The organism is Cryobacterium sp. TMT1-62 (assembly GCF_004403145.1).
GTDB classification, from domain to species: Bacteria; Actinomycetota; Actinomycetes; order Actinomycetales; family Microbacteriaceae; genus Cryobacterium; species Cryobacterium sandaracinum.
In genome coordinates, this window is sequence record NZ_SOGZ01000033.1 from 101,698 (window position 1) to 121,664 (window position 19,967).

General features: G+C 68.3%; 13 protein-coding genes. 5 read left to right on the top strand and 8 right to left on the bottom strand.

The genetic code is table 11. The annotated features are described in order from the left end of the window. Window positions 1-423: 423 nt before the first annotated feature. Window positions 424-1,053, bottom strand: coding sequence for an MBL fold metallo-hydrolase (locus E3T34_RS09475; protein ID WP_104099246.1), 630 nt, complete (start codon window positions 1,051-1,053; stop codon window positions 424-426). Further along, window positions 1,053-2,147: an S-(hydroxymethyl)mycothiol dehydrogenase gene (locus tag E3T34_RS09480; RefSeq protein ID WP_104099245.1), complete on the bottom strand. Its 1,095-nt coding sequence runs from the start codon at window positions 2,145-2,147 to the stop codon at window positions 1,053-1,055. The genes E3T34_RS09475 and E3T34_RS09480 overlap by 1 nt, the downstream gene beginning before the upstream one ends. A 539-nt stretch (window positions 2,148-2,686) precedes the next feature. On the opposite strand from E3T34_RS09480, the gene E3T34_RS09485 reads away from it, so the two are divergent. After that, window positions 2,687-2,965: a hypothetical protein gene (locus E3T34_RS09485; protein WP_104099244.1), complete on the top strand. Its 279-nt coding sequence runs from the start codon at window positions 2,687-2,689 to the stop codon at window positions 2,963-2,965. 138 nt (window positions 2,966-3,103) lie between these two features. On the opposite strand, the gene E3T34_RS09490 is transcribed toward E3T34_RS09485, so the two are convergent. After that, the gene (locus tag E3T34_RS09490) at window positions 3,104-5,386 is read right to left on the bottom strand and encodes an FdhF/YdeP family oxidoreductase (RefSeq protein ID WP_104099243.1); all 2,283 of its coding nucleotides are present in this window, start codon (window positions 5,384-5,386) and stop codon (window positions 3,104-3,106) included. 187 nt (window positions 5,387-5,573) lie between these two features. On the opposite strand from E3T34_RS09490, the gene E3T34_RS09495 reads away from it, so the two are divergent. Beyond that, the gene (locus tag E3T34_RS09495; protein ID WP_104099242.1) at window positions 5,574-6,521 is read left to right on the top strand and encodes a DarT ssDNA thymidine ADP-ribosyltransferase family protein; all 948 of its coding nucleotides are present in this window, start codon (window positions 5,574-5,576) and stop codon (window positions 6,519-6,521) included. 228 nt (window positions 6,522-6,749) lie between these two features. After that, window positions 6,750-7,415, top strand: coding sequence for a thermonuclease family protein (locus E3T34_RS09500; RefSeq protein WP_134342838.1), 666 nt, complete (start codon window positions 6,750-6,752; stop codon window positions 7,413-7,415). An 82-nt stretch (window positions 7,416-7,497) separates the two neighbouring features. Here E3T34_RS09500 and E3T34_RS09505 read toward each other — a convergent pair whose 3' ends face one another. Next, the gene (locus E3T34_RS09505) at window positions 7,498-7,998 is read right to left on the bottom strand and encodes a DUF6328 family protein (protein ID WP_104099240.1); all 501 of its coding nucleotides are present in this window, start codon (window positions 7,996-7,998) and stop codon (window positions 7,498-7,500) included. Between the two features lie 63 nt (window positions 7,999-8,061). Next, complete coding sequence (locus tag E3T34_RS09510; RefSeq protein ID WP_104099239.1) at window positions 8,062-10,905, bottom strand: cation-translocating P-type ATPase; 2,844 nt, start codon at window positions 10,903-10,905, stop codon at window positions 8,062-8,064. A gap of 101 nt (window positions 10,906-11,006) precedes the next feature. On the opposite strand from E3T34_RS09510, the gene E3T34_RS09515 reads away from it, so the two are divergent. Next, window positions 11,007-11,315, top strand: a complete 309-nt coding sequence (locus tag E3T34_RS09515; protein ID WP_134342839.1) for a hypothetical protein — start codon at window positions 11,007-11,009, stop codon at window positions 11,313-11,315. A 120-nt stretch (window positions 11,316-11,435) separates the two neighbouring features. Here the strand turns inward: E3T34_RS09515 and E3T34_RS09520 are convergent, their stop codons facing one another. Beyond that, window positions 11,436-13,775: a bifunctional diguanylate cyclase/phosphodiesterase gene (locus E3T34_RS09520; RefSeq protein ID WP_166785878.1), complete on the bottom strand. Its 2,340-nt coding sequence runs from the start codon at window positions 13,773-13,775 to the stop codon at window positions 11,436-11,438. After that, entirely contained in the window at window positions 13,736-15,958 is a 2,223-nt protein-coding gene (locus E3T34_RS09525; RefSeq protein WP_134342841.1) for a bifunctional diguanylate cyclase/phosphodiesterase, read from the bottom strand. The genes E3T34_RS09520 and E3T34_RS09525 overlap by 40 nt, the downstream gene beginning before the upstream one ends. A 230-nt stretch (window positions 15,959-16,188) precedes the next feature. Between E3T34_RS09525 and E3T34_RS09530 the strand changes: the two genes are divergently transcribed. Beyond that, window positions 16,189-16,713, top strand: a complete 525-nt coding sequence (locus tag E3T34_RS09530) for a flavodoxin domain-containing protein (RefSeq protein WP_104193986.1) — start codon at window positions 16,189-16,191, stop codon at window positions 16,711-16,713. Here E3T34_RS09530 and E3T34_RS09535 read toward each other — a convergent pair. Further along, window positions 16,710-19,865, bottom strand: coding sequence for a DEAD/DEAH box helicase (locus E3T34_RS09535; protein ID WP_134342842.1), 3,156 nt, complete (start codon window positions 19,863-19,865; stop codon window positions 16,710-16,712). The two genes, E3T34_RS09530 and E3T34_RS09535, sit on opposite strands and share 4 nt — an antisense overlap. Window positions 19,866-19,967 lie beyond the last annotated feature (102 nt).

Here is a 19,967-nt window from a genome sequence, read left to right on the forward strand (position 1 = left end):
CGCTGCTGCCCACTATTACTGCCTGCTGCCACCGGCCGTTTGAGGCTAACTCAGGAGAATGGCGAGCCTGATGAGTGTGGGCCGGCATCGGCCGCGGAATCACGAGGCGGGTGCCGGCCGGGCACGGGGATCTCCTGAATTAGCCACAGGGGATGGCCCGAACCGACGGGTGCCTGAGCCCGGTCAGGGTCGCCCGCGGGCAGCCGGTGTCCCGAACCAGCCTCCGCCGCAGTGTGGCTGACTCAGGAGATCTGACAACGCAATGCCTCTTGGCCGCACACGTGCCGCGGCATCACGCGGTGGGCGTCCCCGGCGTGCGGGGATCTCCTGAGTTAGCCACAGTCCGTGCCGCCAGAAACGGATTCTGACCACATCGGCGGCGCCGCTCGACGGATTTCCCGGCTAGTCTTCCGGGGTCACGCTCTAGTGGCCGCGGGCGATCCATTCATCCAGGTGCCCGGCCTCGGCGCCGATTGTCGTCGACTCGCCATGGCCGGTGAGCACGACGGTGCTCGCCGGGAGCATCAGCAGCTTGCCTTTGATCGAGGCGAGGATCGTGGGGAAGTCGCTGAACGACCGGCCGGTCGCGCCGGGTCCGCCATGGAACAAGGTGTCGCCGCTAAAGACCGTGCCGAGCGCGGGCGCATAGAAGCAGACGGCGCCGGGAGAATGCCCCGGCGTGTGCAGCACCTCGAGTTCAATACCGGCCACCCGGATGCGCTGGCCGTTCTCGAGCGGACGGCTCGGCGGGGCATCCGGGTAGACCCGGTCCCACAGCATCATGTCGTCGGGGTGGAGGTAGGTCGGCGCGGTGTGCGCGGCCTGCACCCCGGCGACGGCACCGATGTGGTCGTCGTGCGCGTGCGTGCAGAGGATGCCCACCAGCTTGCGGTCGCCAACCGCGGCGAGGATGGCGTCGACGTCGTGGGCCGCGTCGACCACAACGCACTCGTCGTCGTCGCCGACGATCCAGACGTTGTTGTCCACGTCCCAGGTGCCGCCGTCGAGGCTGAAGCTGCCCGAGGTGACGAGGTGTTCGATCCGCGCCGTCATCAGAGCACGACCACGGAGCGCAGCACGTCGCCGCGGGCCATCTTCGCGAATGCCTCCTCGATATGCCCGATTCCGATTCGTTCACTGACGAACTCGTCCAGCGGCAGGCGGCCCTGCAGGTAGAGGTCGGTCAGCATCGGGAAGTCGCGCTCCGGCAGGCAGTCGCCGTACCAGGACGACTTCAGAGAACCGCCCCGGCCGAACACGTCGAGCAGCGGGATCTCCAGCATCATCTCGGGGGTCGGCACGCCCACCAGCACGACGGTGCCAGCCAGGTCGCGGGCGTAGAACGCCTGCCGCCAGGTCTCGGGACGCCCGACGGCGTCGATCACGACATCCGCGCCGAACCCGCCGGTCAGTGCCTGCACGGCCGCGACCACGCCGTCCTCGTCGAGGCCGGCTGAGTCGATGGTGTGGGTGGCGCCCAGCGTCTGGGCGGTCGCGAGCTTCTTCGCGTCGCGGTCGATCGCGATGATGACGGATGCCCCGGCGAGCCGGGCCCCGACGACCGCCGCGTTACCCACGCCGCCACATCCGATCACGGCGACCGAGTCGCCCCTGGTCACGTTGCCCGTGTTCATGGCGGCCCCGATGCCGGCCATGATGCCGCAGCCGAGCAGTCCGACGACCGCGGGGTCGGCGACAGGGTCGACCTTGGTGCACTGTTTCTCGTGCACAAGAGTCTTTTCGGCGAAGGCGCCGATGCCGAGGGCGGGGCTGAGCTCGGTGCCGTCCGTGAGGGTCATTTTCTGGGTGGCGTTGAAAGTGTTGAAACAGTACCAGGGCTCGGCGCGCTTGCAGGCGCGGCAGTCGCCGCAGACGGCGCGCCAGTTCAGCACGACGAAGTCGCCCACGGCGACGTGGGTGACGCCCTCGCCGACGACGCTGACCCGGCCGGCGGCCTCGTGGCCGAGCAGGAATGGGAACTCGTCGTTGATGCCGCCCTCACGGTAGTGCACGTCGGTGTGGCAGACGCCGCAGGTCTCGATGTCGACGACGACCTCACCGGGTGCAGGGTCGGGGATGACGATGTCGACAAGCTCCACCGGCGCGCCCTTCGATCGAGCGATGACGCCTTTGACGGTGATCGACATGGGACTCCTCTGGGTTGGTGCCCGGACAGGCGGTGGTGGAACCCAACCACACTACCCAACCTCCCTGCCCTGCCCTATCCAACCAATTCGACGGAGATTTTGCCAGAGAGAACCCGTTTTGGCCCGAAACAGGCTCGTAGAGGCAAAATCTCCGTCGAATTCGTTAGGGGTTCAGGGTGCGGATGCCGCGCGCGGAGCCACGCGACCGGCCGAGAACGCGACCGGCCGAGGCGCGACCGGTTACGCGAACTCCTGGCAGTGATCGCACCACCAGCCGCCGCCGACCGACGCCATCGGGTCGTAGCAGGAAGCGCAGGCCGGCGTGGGAAGCAAGTTGTCGTCGTTCATTCGGAGCTCAGTTTCGATTCTGAAAACGAGTTCCCCAGCCCAGAGAAAGGCATTCGCGAATTTTGAGTGTAGGCAGACCTCGACTCGGATGTCTAGGAAAATTGATTATTCTGCGTACTTTCTAGCGCGGCAACGGATGCGCTCAGCGCGGCAGCACGCGCTCCGACACCTCCCACAGAAAAATCTCCGCAATGGACGGCCCGATGCCGGTGAACGCCTCCTCTGATCGGGGGGCGCTCGGGCTGTCGTCGTCCGCGGCTCTGCTGCAGGCCACGGCCGCCTCCCTGCCGCCGGAGCTGCTCAAGGTCAGCGGCGTGCTCGACTTCGGTGGCACGATCTTCACCTGGCAGCCGCTCGTGCTGCGCGCGGTGATGATGGCGCGCACCGTGAGCGTCACGCACCTGTCGGCGCCCCGCGGCGGCGCCATCCGCCTCGCGTCGCCATCCGCCTCGCGGCCGGACTCGAGGTGAGCCTCGACGACCAGCCCGAAAATCCTGCTCTATCGTGTACATCCCACGGCAATCTTCGATTTCGACGTGCGGCCCTCCGCCGCCGGGCCGCAGCGGATCGGGCGCCCTGCTTTCGTTCTGGTCGGGGTGTGTATCTGGTCAGCGCGAGGGTTCCAGCCGCACCAGCACCGCCTTGGAGACGGGGGTGTTGCTGCCCTCCGCGGTGGAATCCAGGGGCACCAGCACGTTGGCCTCGGGGAAGTAGGCGGCGGCGCAGCCGCGGGCGCTCGGGTAGGCGACGAGCCGGAACCGCCGCAGCACCCGGTCGACGTTGTCGCTGAACTCGCTGTGCACATCGACGAGCATGCCGCTGATCAAACCCAGCTCCGCGACATCCTCCGGGTTGACGAAGATGACCTGGCGGCCGTTCTTGATGCCCCGGTAGCGGTCGTTGGGGCTGTAGATCGTGGTGTTGAACTGGTCGTGCGAGCGCAGCGTCTGCAGGAGCAGGCGCCCCGGCGGCCGTTCGAGGGGCTCGAGTTCGTTGACCGTAAGCAGGGCCTTGCCGCTGGGGGTCGGGAAGGTGCGCAGGTCGCGCGGCGCATGGGGCAGGGAGAAACCTTCCTGCTGGCGGATGCGCTGGTTGAAGTCGGCGAAGCCCGGAATGACGTGCGAGATGTGGTCACGGATGATGTCGTAGTCGCTCTCGAAACCGGCCCAGTCGATCGAGGCGGTGCCGTCGAGGGCGGCCCGGGCGAGGCGCGACACGATGGCCACCTCGGAGAGCAGCTGATCCGACACCGGTGGGAGTAGGCCGGTGGACGAGTGCACCGCGGAGACCGTGTCCTCAACCGACACGAACTGCGGGCCGGTGGCCTGCAGGTCGATCTCGGTGCGGCCCAGGGTCGGCAGGATGAGCGCCTGGTCGCCGACCACAGCGTGGGACCGGTTCAGTTTGGTGGAGATCTGCACGCTCAGCACCGTCTTCTGGATTGCGGCCTCGGCGACGACGGTGTCGGATATCGCGCCGACCAGGTTGCCGCCCAGGGCGATCCAGACCGTGACCAGGCCGTCGCGCATGGCGCGAATGGAGTCGACGCTGTCCAGGCCGTCCACGCGGGGCGGGTCGAACCCGAATTCTCGTTCCAGGGCGTCCAGGAACGCCGGTGGCATCTTCTCCCAGATGCCCATGGTGCGGTCGCCCTGCACATTGCTATGCCCGCGGATCGGGGACGCCCCCGCGCCGGGCTTGCCGATGTTGCCGCGCAATAGGAGCAGATTGATGATCTCTCGGATTGTCGGAACGGCCTTCTTGTGCTGGGTGATGCCCATCGCCCAGGTGATGATGACCCGGTCCGCCCGCAGATACCGGTCGGCCAGCTCGTCGATCTCGGCCGCGCGCAACCCCGTGGCCGCCAGGACCGCACCGTCATCCTGGTGGGCGAGGTGCTCGCGCAACTCCTCCAGCCCGACACAATTCTCGCGCAGGAACGCATGGTCGAGCACGGTTCCGGGCCGGGCGGCCTCGGCGTCGAGCACCCGTCGGGAGAGGGCCTGCATGAGGGCCATGTCGCCGCCGAGCCGGATCTGCAGGTACTGGTCGGCCATCACGGTTCCGGCCCCGACGACGCCCCGCACCTTCTGCGGGTTCTTGTAGCGCATCAGCCCGGCCTCCAAGAGCGGGTTGACGGCGACGATGGCGGCGCCCGCCTCCTTCGCCTCTTCCAGCGCCGTGAGCATCCGCGGATGGTTGCTGCCCGGGTTCTGCCCCATGATGATGATCAGGTCCGCACGGGCGAAGTCGGCGTAGGTGACGGTGCTCTTGCCGATCCCGACGGTCTCCGCCATCGCGTGGCTGGTCGACTCGTGGCACATGTTCGAGCAGTCCGGCAGGTTGTTCGTGCCGAGCGCGCGCACGAACAGCTGGTAGAGGAAGGCCGCCTCGTTGGAGGTGCGGCCGCTCGTATAGAACGTCGCCTGGTCGGGCGAGTCCAGTCCGCGGAGGGTGTCCCCGATCAGCTTGAACGCGTCGTCCCAGGTGATCGGCCGGTAGTGCTCGGACCCGGCCGGCTTGTGCACCGGCTGCACGAGGCGGCCTTGCATGCCGAGCCAGTACTCCGACTTCGTGAGCAGCTCGCTGATCGGGTTCTCGGCCCAGAATTCGGCCGGGATCCTGATCGGCGTTGCCTCCCAGGTCACCGCCTTGGCGCCGTTCTCGCAGAACTCGAACGTCTTGCGCCGATCGGGATCCGGCCAGGCGCAGCTCATGCAGTCGAAACCGTCCCGCTGGTTCATCGCAGTCAGTGCCTTCAGGCTGCGCGGCACACCCATCTGCCGGAAGGCCGGCCCCAGTGCATGGGTGACGCCTGGCACCCCCGCCGCCCATTCCCTGGGCTTGCCGACCTCGATCTTGTCCTCGTCGATATCGTCAACGCTGCTCATACGTCGGTAGTAGCACCCTTCGCCGGGGCCGACAAGGCATGTGCGACTCACCCTCAGGCCGAAATGCGCCGAACGGATCCCGCCATCGGTCACCACGAGGTCAGAAATGACCGTACCGTTGATATGTGGTCTTCAAGCATCGGACTTGAAGAGTGTGGGGGCCACGCACACGAAAGGTTTTTCTAGCTTGAGCGACGAATGCATCCATGGACTCGAGGGCGGCCTCTGCGCCAGCTGCTTCCCGAAGGCCGCTCCCGAAATCGTGCCCGGCATGGCCACCCGCGCCAGCCGGAGCAAGTCGACGGGCCGCGCACCGTCGCTTCGCAGTTCGCCGTCACCGCGCACCGTCACCCTGGGCGGACCCAACCCCACCCTGAGCGCGAAGACCGCTACCGCGAAGCCGGCCACCGCCAAGGCCGCCAGCACCGTGAAGCCCGTCAGGAGCACGAAATCCTCCCACGACAACGTCGGTGAGCAGCGGATCTACCACGTCACCCACATCCGCAACCTCGCCGGCATCCTGAACAGCGGGCGCCTGCTTGCCGACGCGAGCGACGCCTGGACCGCCCGGCCGGTCGTCGACCTGTCGTCGGCACCGCAGCGCGCGGCCCGGCGTGCCGCGCTCGTCGCCGGAGACGACAGCGCGAGCGTCGCCTGCTACGTGCCGTTCTTCCTCTCGCCCAATGCGCGCCTATGGGACAGCCTCCTCACCGAATCCAACGACCCGCGCCTGTCGCCGGAGGCGCACCGCTCTCCGACGTACGACTTCGTCATTCTGGTCAGCACGGTCAAGAAGCTCCTCGACGCCCAGGCCGGCGCCGAGGAAACCGTCGCAGCGAGCGTCGCGGTGGCCAACGGGGATGCCGCGGGGGCCCTGACCAGGTTCGGCTCTGCTCCCGAGACTGCCGACCGCATGCTGCGTTCGCTGCGCGCCGATCAGGAATCGCAGAAGATCCGGGAGGCGGAACTGCTCGTCACCGAGTCGTTCCCGTTCGAGTTGGTCACGCTCGTCGGCGTCGCCAACGACAAGGTGCGCGACGCGGTGCGCAGCATTTTCGCCGCCGAGGCGCACAAGCCCAAGGTCGTCGTGTACCCGCCGTGGTTCCACGCCGTGGAGGAAACCGCAGCGCCCTAGCCGGTCAGACGTCCGGAGCGCCCTCTCGCCACGTGCCCGGCCTGCCCTGTCCGGCGTCGAACCAATTCGACGGAGATTCTCGTGAAAAGCAGCTTTTTCGGAGTTTTCGGGGCCGGTTCCGGCAAAATCTCCGTCGAATTCGTTCGGGACGGAGGTGCTCCCGGGCCTCGGACTCGTCAGACACGGCGGGTGGCGTGTGCCTGCCTGGCTCTGCCCTAGTCTCGGGGAATGGGTAGACGACAGGGCCGCTCGCGCGTGCCGATCGGTGTTCTCGTTCTCGGAGTACTCGGCTTCGCCTGGGTCCAGCAGTCGGGATTTCTGGTGACCGAGTTCGAGAGCATGCTGAGCTCGGCCAGCCAAGGCTCCGGCCAGAGTTCCGGCAAGAGCTCCGGCGAGAGCACCGGCCCGGTGGCGACCGCCGCGGACGGCACCGTCGAGACAGCGGTCGGCGGCATCCCCGCACGACCGAGCGGAGCCGTCCCGATGACCGTGGAGCATGTGCATGATGGCGACACGCTCTTTCTGCGAACGGACCAGCCGAACGCCCTGGTGGCGACGACGGATGCCGTCAAGGTACGACTGCTCGGAATCGATACGCCGGAGGTGGGGGACAGCGCCGAATGCTTCGGCGATCAGGCCGCGGAGCAGTTGCGGGCGCTCCTCCCCGATGGCAGCCGCACCTGGGTCACCGCCGACCAGGACCCGACTGACCGATACGGCCGTAGCCTGTTCTATCTCTGGACCGGGGACGGGCGATTCGTCAACTACGAGCTCGTCGCCGGCGGCGCCGCCGAGTCGCTGATGATCCCGCCGAACGACGCGCACTACCCGCTGCTGCGTACGGCCGAGGACGCCGCAACGACGGCAGGCGCGGGCCAGTGGGGCGCCTGCTGATGCGGCGAAGCCGTCCCACCGATATCCCCGCGCGTCGTCCGCCGCCAGGCGTCCGCCGCCAGTCGACCCCCGCGCGTCGTCCTCAGCGCTTCGCCCGGCGCGGCAGGACCAGCCAGACCGCCGCGATGACCAGCAGCACCGCGGCCCCGGCCACCTGACCGGCCGTTCGGCCCAGCACCACGTCGAAGACCAGCAGGGTGGTGCCGGCGAGGATCACGGCGACACCAACCAGTGTGGCCCGCACGAGCACGTCGGCGACCCGCACGATCTGCTTCATCGCATGCTTCCCGAAGAGCAGCCGGTGAAGGCTGACCGGCCCTAGCGCCAGAACGGTGGTGGTGGTGGCCGTGGCGACAAGAATCAGATACACGGTCAGTTGGTACAGGTCGAGTTCGGTGAACCGCGGTTGGAAGGCGAGGGCGAGCAGAAAACCACCCACGATCTGGGTGCCCGTCTGGGTGACTCTGAGCTCCTGCAACAGCGAGAGCCAATTGCGGTCGAGGCGCTGGACATCCGTTTCGTTGCGGCGGGGCGCGGATACCGGCTCCGTCGCGGTGGGTTCCGGTGTTCCTGACAGGCTCATGCCCCGATCGTAATGCGCTTTGCGGAAACGAGATCGCACGCGTCGAGCACGGAACGGGAGAGGTCAGGCGCGCACCCTCAGGATCCACTTGCGCAGTTCCTCGACCCACAGCACGACGGATGCCATGCCCACGCAGACGGCCCAGTGCAGAGGGTCCATCGAGGTGGTGCCGAACGCGGTCTGCAGGAGCGGGAGTTCGACCACGGCCACCTGCAACAGGATCGCGAGCAGGATCGCCCCCCACAGCCACGGGTTCACGAACAGCCGGTGGAACGCGGTGGTCAGCTCGGAGCGCGCGTTGAGTGTGTTGAACAGCTGGGCGAAGACCAGGGTGGTGAACCCCGCGGTGCGCGCCACGGTGAGGCCGTCCGTGCCGGGTTCCAGCGCCGGCAGCAGCCCGCCGGGCAGGAACAGGTCGATCGTGGCGAGGGTGACCACCGCCATCACCAGGCCGGTCGACATGATGCCCACCCACATGCGCAGGTCGATCATACGGTCGTTGATCCCGCGCGGGGGGCGGGCCATCACGTCGTCGATCTCCGGGTCGACGCCCATCGCCAGGGCAGGGCCGGAGTCGGTGATCAGGTTGATCCAGAGGATCTGGGTGATCAGCAGGGGCAGCACCACGGTCTCGCTGCTGGAGCCGGTCAGGCCCAGCGCCCCGGCGAGGAGCACGCCGAGGAACACGGTGAGCACCTCGCCCATGTTCGAGGACAGCAGGTACCGCAGGAACTTCTTGATGTTGTCGAGGATGACCCGGCCGGCCCGCACCGCGGCGACGATGGTGGCGAAGTTGTCGTCGACCAGGATCATCTTCGCGGCCTCCTTGGTCACCTCGGTGCCCGTGATGCCCATGGCCACGCCGATGTCGGCGGACTTCAGGGCCGGGGCGTCGTTGACGCCGTCGCCGGTCATCGCCACGATGTCGCCGTTGGCCTGCAGGGCGTCGACGATCCGCAGCTTGTGCCGCGGGGAGACGCGGGCGAACACGGATGTGTCGCGCACCGCCTCCCGCAGCCCCGGCTCGTCGAGGTGGTCGAGGTCTGCTCCCGCCAGCGCCGTCGCCCCCGGTTCGACGATCCCCAGGTCACTCGCGATCCGCGCGGCCGTGGCGGGGTGATCGCCCGTGATCATGATCACACGCACGCCCGCCCGGTGGGCTTCCTGGACGGCTGACGTCACCTCGGCGCGGGGCGGGTCGATGATGCCGACCACCCCGGCGTAGATCAGGCCCTGCTCGTCGGCCTCGTCGAGCGGCGCCGTGTTCTCGTCGGCGACTCGGTAGGCGACACCCAGGGTGCGGAAGGCCTGGGCCGAGAGCGCCTGGATGTCGGCAAGCATCCGTGGCCGCTGCTCGGCGGTCAGAGGTACGACCGTCTCGCCGACTTGCACGTAGGCGCAGCGCTCGAGGAGCACGTCGGGCGCGCCCTTGCTGAAGATGCGCAGGCTGTCGTCGCCGGTCTCCTGGTGCAGGGTGGACATCATCTTGCGTTCCGAGGTGAAGGGCATCTCACCCCGACGTTCGAACCGGGCCATGTGCCCGGTGGTGCCCTCGAGTTTGGCCGCGGCCACCAGGAACGCGGCCTCCGTGGGGTCACCCTGGATCTCCCACTCGCCGTCCTGCTCGGTCAGCTGGGCGTTGCCGGCGAGGGAACCGACGCCCAGCACCAGCTGGGCCTCAAAGCGGAGTGCCGGGTCTGTGAGCGGTTCGGCGCCCTGGCGCAGTTCGCCCTCGGGGCGGTAGCCCACCCCGGTCACATCTACCCGGCCGGAGGCGGTCAGCAACTGCTGGATCGTCATCTCGTTGCGGGTCAGTGTGCCGGTCTTATCGCAGCAGATCACGGATGCGGAGCCCAGGGTCTCCACGGATTTCAGGTTCTTGACAACGGCGTTCTGCCGCGCCATCCGTTGTACCCCGATGGAGAGGATCACCGACAGGATTGCCGGCAGCCCCTCGGGAACGGCTGCGACCGCGAGGGATACCCCGAGCAGGAACACGGTCACGAAGTCGGCGGGCGTGGACACGCCCTGCACGAGCACGATGGTGAGCATCACGACCGTGGCGATCGCGATCACGACGACGCTGAGCAGCTTGCCGATGTGGCCGATCTCGGTTTGCAGCGGGGTGGGGTGCGCCTCGGTGCGGTCAAGCATCGTGGCGATGGCGCCGACCTCGGTGTTCATGCCGGTTCCGGTGACGATGCAGCGGCCGACGCCCTGGCTGACGGCGGTGCCCTTGAAGACCATGTTCAGGCGATCGCCGAGGGCGGCCGCGGCGGGAAGGGTGCGCGGGTTCTTGGTGACGGCCTCGCTTTCGCCGGTGAGGGAGGCCTCCGCGATCCGCAGCGAACTCGCCTCGGTGAGGCGGGCATCCGCCCCCACGCTGTCGCCCTCACCCAGAACCAGCAGGTCGCCGCGCACCAGCTCGGTGCTGGGCACGGTGGCGAGCAGGCCGTCGCGCATGACGGTCGAGGATGCCGCTGTCATGGTGGACAGGGCGGCCACGGCGTTGTCGGCGCGCGCCTCCTGCACCAGGCCGAGCACGGCGTTGAGCACTACGATCACGGCGATCACGATGGCGTCCACGGGCAGGCCGGGTGCCCCCTCGATCAGCCAGGCGCCGAGCGACACCGCGGTGGCGACCAGCAGCAGGTAGATCAGAGGGTCGTTGAACTGGGCCAGGATCCGGCGCCAGAACGGAACCGGGCGCACGCTGCGCAGCTCGTTCGGGCCCTCGGCCGCGAGGCGACGCGCGGCTTCGGAGCCGGTGAGGCCCCGGGCGGCGTCGGTCTCGAGCCGGCCGGCGATCTCGGCGGCATCGGTAACGGCGGGATCGACTGCGAGACGGTCGATCGGGTCCGATATTTCCGATTGAGCTGATTTCTCCGATTGAGCAGACGCGTCCATCGGGTGGGTTCCTCGTTTCCGGGAGTGCCGGGTCGGTCTGGCCCGCGGCTCCATCCAGTGTAGAACCGGGCCGCGGCCGGCGCTGCGTCGGTGCTGCGTCGGTGCCTTTCGGCATCCCGTCCGTCCCGGCGTACCTTCCCCAATGGGGGTTCGCGACGGCGGATGCCGCTGGGTCGACTGCGACAGATCCCGCCTGGAGCGAAGCCCACCACATCAACGACTGGCTGAACGACAACGGCTACACCGACCTCGCCGACGGAGTGCTGCTCTGCCACCCACACCACCTGCTCCTGCACAACCAGCAATGGAGCATCATCCGAACCGAAACGGACTACTGGCTTCGACCACCAGTCGAATTCAATCCGGACCAGACCCTGATCGCACTCCCCAGCAAGCGGGCGAACCCGTAATCAGGAGAAGAGGGACCACCAGCATCCGTCGCAGTGGTGAACGTCGCCGCGTCATGATGATCCCCAATCCGCGTCCAGGTGGTCTCCCCACGGGAACAGGGCGCGCTTTGCAGGGGAGGTCTACACCTCGGCCGGCTCCGCGACAAGGTCACCGGGCGGCACGGCGGGTGCGACCTCACACGCGTGCGCCGACGCGGTATCTGCGACTCGTCGGTCGGCGAGCCAGGTGTCCAGCTCGGCGGCGGAAAGCGGCTGCGACAGGTGGAAGCCCTGCGCGAAGTCGCAGCCGAAGCTGACCAGCTGGTCGTAGGCGGCGCCGCTGTCCACACCCTCGGCCACCATGCGCAGCCCCAGACTGTGGGCCAGCGCAATCGTCGAGGACACCAGGGTCGCGGCTCGGGCATCGCCGGCCATCGGGAAGACGAAGGATCGGTCGAGCTTGAGCTCGTCGATGGGCAGATCGCGCAGGTAGGCGAGCGAACTGTAGCCGGTGCCGAAGTCGTCGACGGAGATGCGGATGTCTTGCTCGCGTAGCCGGGTGAGGATGCCTCGGGCCCGGCCCCGGTCATTGAGCAGGAATTCCTCGGTGATCTCCAGGGCCAGGATCGACGAGGGCAGACCGCGGGCGGCGATCATGGCACCGATCCGGTCCGGCAGTTCCGTGTCGACCAGTGAGCTGGCCGACAGGTTCACGGCGATGGTCAGCGGATGCCCCTGCGCCTGCCAGAGCACGGCCTGGTCCAGCGCCTGCCGCAGCACGACCTGCGTCAGGGTGTGCATCAGCCCGGCCTCCTCGATGATCGGCACGAACTGATCGGGCAGCAGCAGACCGCGCTCGGGGTGGTTCCAGCGCACAAGGGCCTCGACGCCCCGCACCGCCCCGCTGCCGAGGTCGACCTTGGGCTGATAGTGCAGCACCAGCTGCTCATCGGTGAGAGCGAGGCGCAGTTCGGCCAGGGTGCGCAGCCGGGTCTCGCCGTGGCTGTCGTCGTCGCTGTCGTATACGTGGTGGCCACCGCGGCTCGTTTTCGCCTTGTACATGGCCATGTCGGCCTTGCGGAGCAGCGCCGTCAGGTCTTTGCCCTGGTCGGGATAGAGGGAGATTCCGACACTGGCGCTGGTCTGCAGCGTGATGCCCTCCAGAATGAACGGCTCGGCCAGCGCGGCGCGCAGTTTGACGGCCACCGTCAGGGCATCCTCCCGCGCGGAGTCCGTGAGCAGGATCGCGAACTCGTCGCCGCCGAGGCGGGCCAGGAGGTCTCCGGCACGCAGCTGCCGGTTCAAACGGATGCCGACCTGGATCAGCAGCCGGTCACCCACGTCATGGCCGAGGCTGTCGTTGACCTCCTTGAACCGGTCAAGGTCCAGCAGCAGCAGGGCACACGTCCGGCCCTCGACCGCTGCCAGGCGGGTGGGCACGTCCGCATTGAATGCGCGGCGGTTGCGCAGACCGGTGAGGTCGTCCGTTCGCGCCAGCAGGTTCAGAACCCGTTGCCGGCCGACCAGCGGCACCACCGCCAGCGCCATGGTTGCCCCGGCCAAGGCCACGGCGAGGTTTGACACCGTGACCTGGCTGGCGAGGATCAGAACCCCGAGTCCGGCGATCGTCGACACCATCGGCACGGCCAGAGCGGACACGGTTGTGGCCGTGGCCCTGCGATCCCGCACCGGGCGCGGGAGGGAGGTGCCGTCCACCCAGAGCGCAATCAGTACGACCCCGATGTTCCATGTCGCGTCGAGCAGGGTGCCCACCGTGTACAGGTCACCCTGCAGCGCGAAGACGGTGTCGGCGCCGGCGAAGACCACCAGGCCGGCGACGAGGAGCATCCAGCGCTTCCCGGCATCCGGGCCGTGCGACGCCACGATCCCGGCGATCGCCGCCACCACCAGCAGGTCGAGCACCGGATAGGCGGCCGCGATGACGGCACCGAGGCTGAGCGGGTCCGCGGCGGCGGAATCGAAGACGGGGCTGAGGATGACGGCCAGCACTGCGGCGGCACCCAGGGAACCCACGGCGGTGTCCAGGAAGACGGACCAGGCCGATCCGCGCAGTTGCCGGTTCACGAGCACCGCCAGCGCCCAGAGCAGGAGCAGGTAGAACAGCAGATAGCCGATGTCGGCTGGCGAGGGAAACGGTGACGCACCGTCGGCATCCGCGCTGACGAGGTAGTAGGTGTCCGCCAGGGCGTTCATGGTCAGAGCGGCGCTGGCGAGGCCCACCTCGATCTGCCCGCGCCCGACCCGGTAGACGGCGGCGCAGCCCACGAGCACGGGTGCCCACACCGAGAGCATGGCGAGCCAGCCGTCGACCAGAGGGCTGAAGTCATCGCCCTTCAGGGCCAGGCCGAGGGTGTAGGCGATGACCAGTACCAGCATGAGCGTCAGCGCGCCGAAGCGGAACCGCTCACGGGTGCCGCCGGTCATGGCAGGGCCGCCGCGCTCTGCCTCGCGGTCAGCCACTCGTCGAGTGCCGCGGCGGAGAGGGGGCGTGACATGAAGTATCCCTGGGCGAAGTCGCATCCGTAGCGCACCAGCTCGTCGTAGGCGACGCTGTTCTCCACGCCCTCGGCGACCATTTTCAGGCCGAGGCCGTGCGCGAGGTCGATCGTGGAGGCCACCAGTGCGGCGGCCCGGGCGTCGTCGGCCATCGGGAAGATGAAGGACTGGTCCAGCTTGAGCTCGTCGATGGGCAGGTCACGAAGATAGGCGAGCGAACTGTAACCGGTGCCGAAGTCGTCGACGGAGATCCGGATACCACTGGCGCGCAACCGGGTCAGGATGTCCCGGGCTCGGTCGCGGTCGGCCATCAGGAAGTCCTCGGTGATCTCGAGCATCAGCGCGGTGGGCAGAAGACCGCGGGCCGACAGCATGGTGCCCACCCGTTCGGGCAGATCGGCGTCGATCAGTGAGCTGGCGGACAGGTTCACCGCAACCGTCAGGGTACGGGCCTGGGCCGCCCAGAGCACGGACTGGTCCAACGCCTTCCGCAGAACCTCCTGGGTCAGCGCGTGCATGAGACCGGCCTCTTCGACCAGAGTCAGGAACTGGTCGGGAAACAGCAGACCGCGCTCGGGGTGGTTCCAGCGCACGAGGGCCTCGACGCCTGAGACGAACCCGGTCTTCAGGCAGATCTTCGGCTGGTAGTGCAGAACCAGCTGGTCCTCGGTCAGGGCGAGGCGCAACTCCTGCAGGGTGCGCAGACGGGCGTCACCGTGGCGGTTGTCCGCGCTGCGGTAGACGTGGTGGCCGCTGTGGGTCGCCTTCGCCTTGTACATCGCCATGTCGGCCTTGCGCAGCAGTGCGGTCAGGTCATCGCCCTGGTCGGGGTAGAGCGCGATTCCGATGCTCGCGCTGGTCTGCAGGGAGATGCCTTCCAGGGTGAACGGCTGGGCCAGGGTGGCCCGGAGTTTGTTGGCCACCGCCTCGGCCTCCACCTGGTCGGTGCGCTCGAGTAGGACGGCGAACTCGTCGCCGCCCAACCGCGCGAGCAGGTCACCGGACTGCAGTCCTTCCAGCAGACGAAGGCCGACCTGCACGAGCAACCGGTCGCCGGCGTCATGCCCGAGGCTGTCGTTGACCTCTTTGAAGCGGTCCAGGTCCAGCAGTAGCAGCGCCCGGTTCCGGCTCCTGTCGTCGGCCAGTCTCGACGAGACCTCGGCGTACAGCGCACGCCGGTTCGGCAGACCGGTCAGCTCGTCGGTCTTGGACTGGCGACGCAGGGCCACCTGCCGGGAGACCAGGGGAACGGCTGCGAGGGCCAGGGTCGCCGCCGCCAGCCCGATCGCGATGTGGGGAACCGGCGTCTGGCTGGCGAGGAGCAGCACACCCAGGCCGGCCGCGGTCGACACCGCCGGCAGCGCCAGGGCCGCCACGCCGTTGGAGGAGTTGTTCCGAACCAGATCGGGTCGCGACGAGGCATCCGCCCACACCGCGATCAGGGCCAGACCCACGGCCCAGCCGGCGTCCAGAGGAGTGCCGAGAACGTACCTGGTTTCGAGTAACGCGAAGACGAGACCGGTGGACGTGAACATCAGTAGGCCGAAGACGAGGAGGATCCAGCGGCGGCCGGCAACCGGGCCCTGCGAGGTGGTGAGTGCGACGACGACGGCAACCAGCAGCAGGTCGAACAGTGGGTAGGCGACGGCGGCGGCGATGGCCTTGTTCGCCCCGGCCGCGTCGACTGAGTTCGCCATCGGGCCGAGCAGCACGGCCAGCACCGAGGCCGCGCCGAGTGCACCGATGGCGCTGTCCAGCACCACCGACCAGACCATGCCGCGCAGCTGGCGGCGCACCATGATGACCAGCACGAATAGCATGAGGGCGAAGAACAGGAGGTAGCCGACCTCGCTCACGCGGGGGAACATCTCGGCACCCCAGATCAGCATCCACAGGGAGTAGGAATCGACGATCGCGATGATGGTGACCGCCGCGGCCGTGAGCAGGAGTTCGGGATGCCGGAATCGCTCCAGACCGCTGGCCGCGATCCGCACTCGGCTCCGCGAGCGCTTGCGCATCACGGCGGCCCAGCACACGACGACCATGGACAACTTCAGGAGGGACGCCAGCCAGCCGTCGACGAAGAGGTGGAATCCGTCGTCGGGCATCAGCAGGCCGATGACGTAGCTGCCCAGGAACACGGCCATCAGCCAGGCGGACCAGGAGGCGCTCCTGGCAAAGAAACCTCGAACTAGGCGGCCGCAGGGCGCCCCTGAATTCAACTGCACGGAACCCCCACGTTATCTAATCTCAGATTAGCAGCGGCGGAAGACGGAGAACCAACCGACCCGCTCGATTGGGGGTGGGGAATCGTGGACGGGGCGCGGCGGCGCACCGCCCTACGATTGAGTGAACGACCGACGAGCTGGAGGCAATCATGACGACACTGGTGGGGTTTTCGAGCAAGTACGGAGCCACCGAGGGAATCGCCGAGCGCATCGCCCGCAAACTGCGGGAGGCCGGGCAGGATGCCGTGGCCCGGCCGGTCGCATCCGTTGACCAGGTGGACGAGTACGACGCCTTTGTGATCGGCAGTTCCGCCTACATGGGGTCGTGGCGCAAGGACGCGACGGAGTTCGTGCGGCGCCACCAGGAACTGATCACGGCGCATCCGGTTTGGCTGTTCAGCAGCGGGCCGCTCGGCACCGCGGGGAAGGACGCCCAGGGGCGAGATCTGCTCAAGGAGAGTGAGCCGAAGCAGTTCGAGGAGTTCGGCCAGTCGCTCCAGCCGCGCGGAATGCGGGTGTTCTTCGGTGCGCTCGACCCGACCGTGCTCGGCCGCCGGGACAAACTTGTGCGGCGCATCCCGAGTGGGCGCGAGCTGCTGCCCGAGGGCGACTTCCGCAACTGGGTCGCGATCGACGAATGGGCGGCGGAGATCGCCCGGGAGCTGTCCGTCTAACTCTCCAGCAGGCTGCGGATGTCGTCGGCCGTGAGGTTCCCACTGAACCCCGGCGCATCCGCTGGGGCGTCGCTCAGCACCTGGTCGAAGAGCTCGGCCTTCTGTTTCTGCAGGGCCATGACCTTCTCCTCGATGGTGCCGGTGGCGACCATTCGGTAGACCATCACGTTCTTCGTCTGGCCGATGCGGTGGGTGCGGTCGATGGCCTGCGTCTCGGTGGCCGGGTTCCACCACGGGTCGAGCAGGAAGACGTAGTCCGCCTCGGTCAGGGTAAGGCCGAACCCGCCGGCCTTCAGACTGATCAGGAACACCGGCTCACTGCCGGTCTTGAACCGGTCGATCACCTCGGAGCGGCGCAGGGTGGACCCGTCGAGGTAGCAGTAGGGGATGCCCCGGGCCTCGAGCCGCGCGGCCGCCTTCTTCAGGAACGACGTGAACTGGCTGAAGACGAGCGCGCGGTGACCTTCGGCGACGACGTCGTCCAGCTGTTCGAAGAGGGCGTCGAGTTTGCTGGACGACACTCCGGCGTACTTCTCGTCGACCAGGGACGGGTCCAGGCTGAGCAGCCGCAGCAGGGTCAGCGAGCGGAACACGATGAACCGGTTTTTGTCGAGGTCGTCGATCAGGCCGAACAGCTTCTGCCGTTCCCGCTGCAGGAACGTGTCGTAGAGCGCGCGGTGCCGGGGGTTCAGCTCGATCTCAAGCACCTGCTCCTGTTTGGGCGGCAGCTCGGGCGCGACGACCGCCTTGGTGCGACGCAGCAACAGTGGGCGGATGCGCCGGCGCAGCCGCGTGAGCAACTCGGGGGTGTCGCCGCGGTCGATCGGGCGCACATACTCCTCCGTGAACCGCCGAAGGGAGGGGAACAGGCCCGGTGCCACGATCGCGAACAGGGCATGCAGCTCGAGCAGGCTGTTCTCCATCGGCGTGCCCGTGAGCGCGAGCTTGAACGGCGTCGTCAGGTCGCGGGCGCACAGGTGCACCCGGGTGGCACGATTCTTCAGGAATTGCGCCTCGTCCAGGATCAGCCCGGCCCAGCCATGCGCCTGGTAGGCCTCGAAGTCGAGACGGAACAGCGTGTAGGAGGTGACGACGACGTCGGCGCCGGCCGCGGCATCCGTCAGCGGGATGCCGTCGGCCGCCTCGGTGGCTGTGATCACCCGAACGTCGAGGCCGGGCGTGAAGCGGGCGGCCTCGGAGCGCCAGGTGGCGACGACGGATGTCGGGGCGACGACCAGGAACGGCCGCCGCTGGGCCGAATCGGCCGGGTGGGCGTGCCCGGCTGGGTGGGCCTGCTCGGCCGGCTGCGCGGTCGCGTGCGCCAGGAGTGCGAGCGTCTGCAGCGTCTTGCCGAGGCCCATGTCGTCGGCGAGGATTCCGCCCAGCTGGTGCTGCCAGAGGAAGGTCAGCCAGGTGAAGCCCTGCGCCTGGTATGGGCGCAGGGTGGCGTGCACGGCGGCCGGCAGCGGGGCGTGCGGGGCGTGCTCGGCGTCGTCGGCGCCCTTGGACAAGCCGATCAGCCCGGACACGGCCGCCCGCCACGCCACGGCCTGCTCGGTGTCGTCGGCGAGGTCCTCGAAGTCGCTCCAGAGGGCAGCCTGGTAGCGGCTGATGCGCAGGCCGGTGTCCCATTCCTGCAGGGCGCGGGCCTCGGTGATCAGTTCGTGCAGGCGCTCGAAAGCCGGCTGCCGCAGCGACAGGTAGCTGTTGTCGACCAGCAGGAGCTTCGCCTGCCCCTTCGCCAAAGCTTTAAACAGCGGGCCGAACGGCACGCTCCGACCATTGATCGTGACGATCACGCCCAGGTCGAACCAGTCCCGCTGGTCCGTCTCGACCGTGCTGATTGTGAGCTCAGGAGTCTCGGTCAGTTCGCGGTAGTCGGGCCGGGTGCCGCGGATGTCCACGCGCACGCCGGGCAGCGCTTCCAGCCGCGGGAGCGCACGTTCGGCCACCTCGGCCGCATCGATGCCGCGCAGGGTGACGGATGTCGCGGCCGGGCCTGCGTCGGCGTGGCCGGCCTCCTCGAGGAGACGCCTGGCTCGCTCGTGGATGACCCGTTCGGTGGGCTCGTCGCGGCTTCCGATCGAGGGAGACGTGGGCGTGGGCGTGGGCGTGGACGTGGACGTGGACGACAGCACGGGCAGCTTCTTCAGCAGGGAACCCTCGCGGTACTCCCAATGCCAGGCCAGCTCCAGCGCCTGCCTCGGCCGGAACCAGGCGGTGAGCACGAGCAGAGGTGGGTCGGCCTGGGGGAAGCGCACGGAGCCATCCGTGCTGATCACCGGCAGGGTGCGCCGCAGCGCCGGATAGAAGTCGCTCAGGAACTCGGCCGTCTCGTCGGCAGGCACGAGAACCGTGCCGGGCGCACCGAGCAGCCGGCGCTGCTCGGCGGTGAGCGGACCGTCGACGGTCGGGGCCAGGGTGAACACCGGGCGCGGCCCGAGGGCATAGCCGTAGATCCCGTGGCCGCCGATCGCCCCGGAATGCTCGGGGGGATGCGGGGTGCCGTCAAATAGGAGCCGGGTGGTCAGGAGCAGACCCTGGGTGCCGGCGGCGCCTGTGTTGCTTAACGCGCCGGCGGCGCCTGTGTTGCTGAACGCGCCGGCGGCGTTCCGGCTTGCGTCGAGGCTCACGTGGGCCGCGCGGCCCACGCTGACCGTGGCATCCTTCGTGCTGCCCACGAGACGCAGCCCCAGGGTCTCGGCCTCGTCGAAGAGGGTCCAGAGCAGCGGGCTGACGAAGTCGTCGAGGTAGATCCAGTCCGTCTCCTGGCTGGTGTATACGCCGCGCACGGCCCGGTGCAGGGCCAGGATCTGGCTCAGCCAGCGGTGGTGCTCGCGGTTGAGGTTGAGGCGGTTGCGGTGGAAGCCCAGTTGGTTCCACGCCACGTCCGTGCGCACCCAGTTGCCACGGGCGCTTCGGATGACCGGGCGCACCCCGAGCCGGATCTCGCCCTGCCCGGGGCGCACGTTCGTGACCGGCCGGGCCGTCGCACCACGCCAGCGGTCGTTCGTGCGGGGCGTCTGCTCTCGCAGCTCGAATAGGAGGCCCATCGGAACGGGCAGATCGGTGGTCCCACCCGGTTCGCCGGGCACGGGTCCCGCGATCCGCTTCCAGTCCGCCCGCGCCGGGGGAGACCCGGCATCAGACATGGCTCCATGCTCTCATGTGGGCAGCGCGGTCGGAGCGCAGTGTCCGCGGTTGAACCAATTCGACGGAGATTTTGCCGGAAAACTGCTTATGCGGGCTGTTTG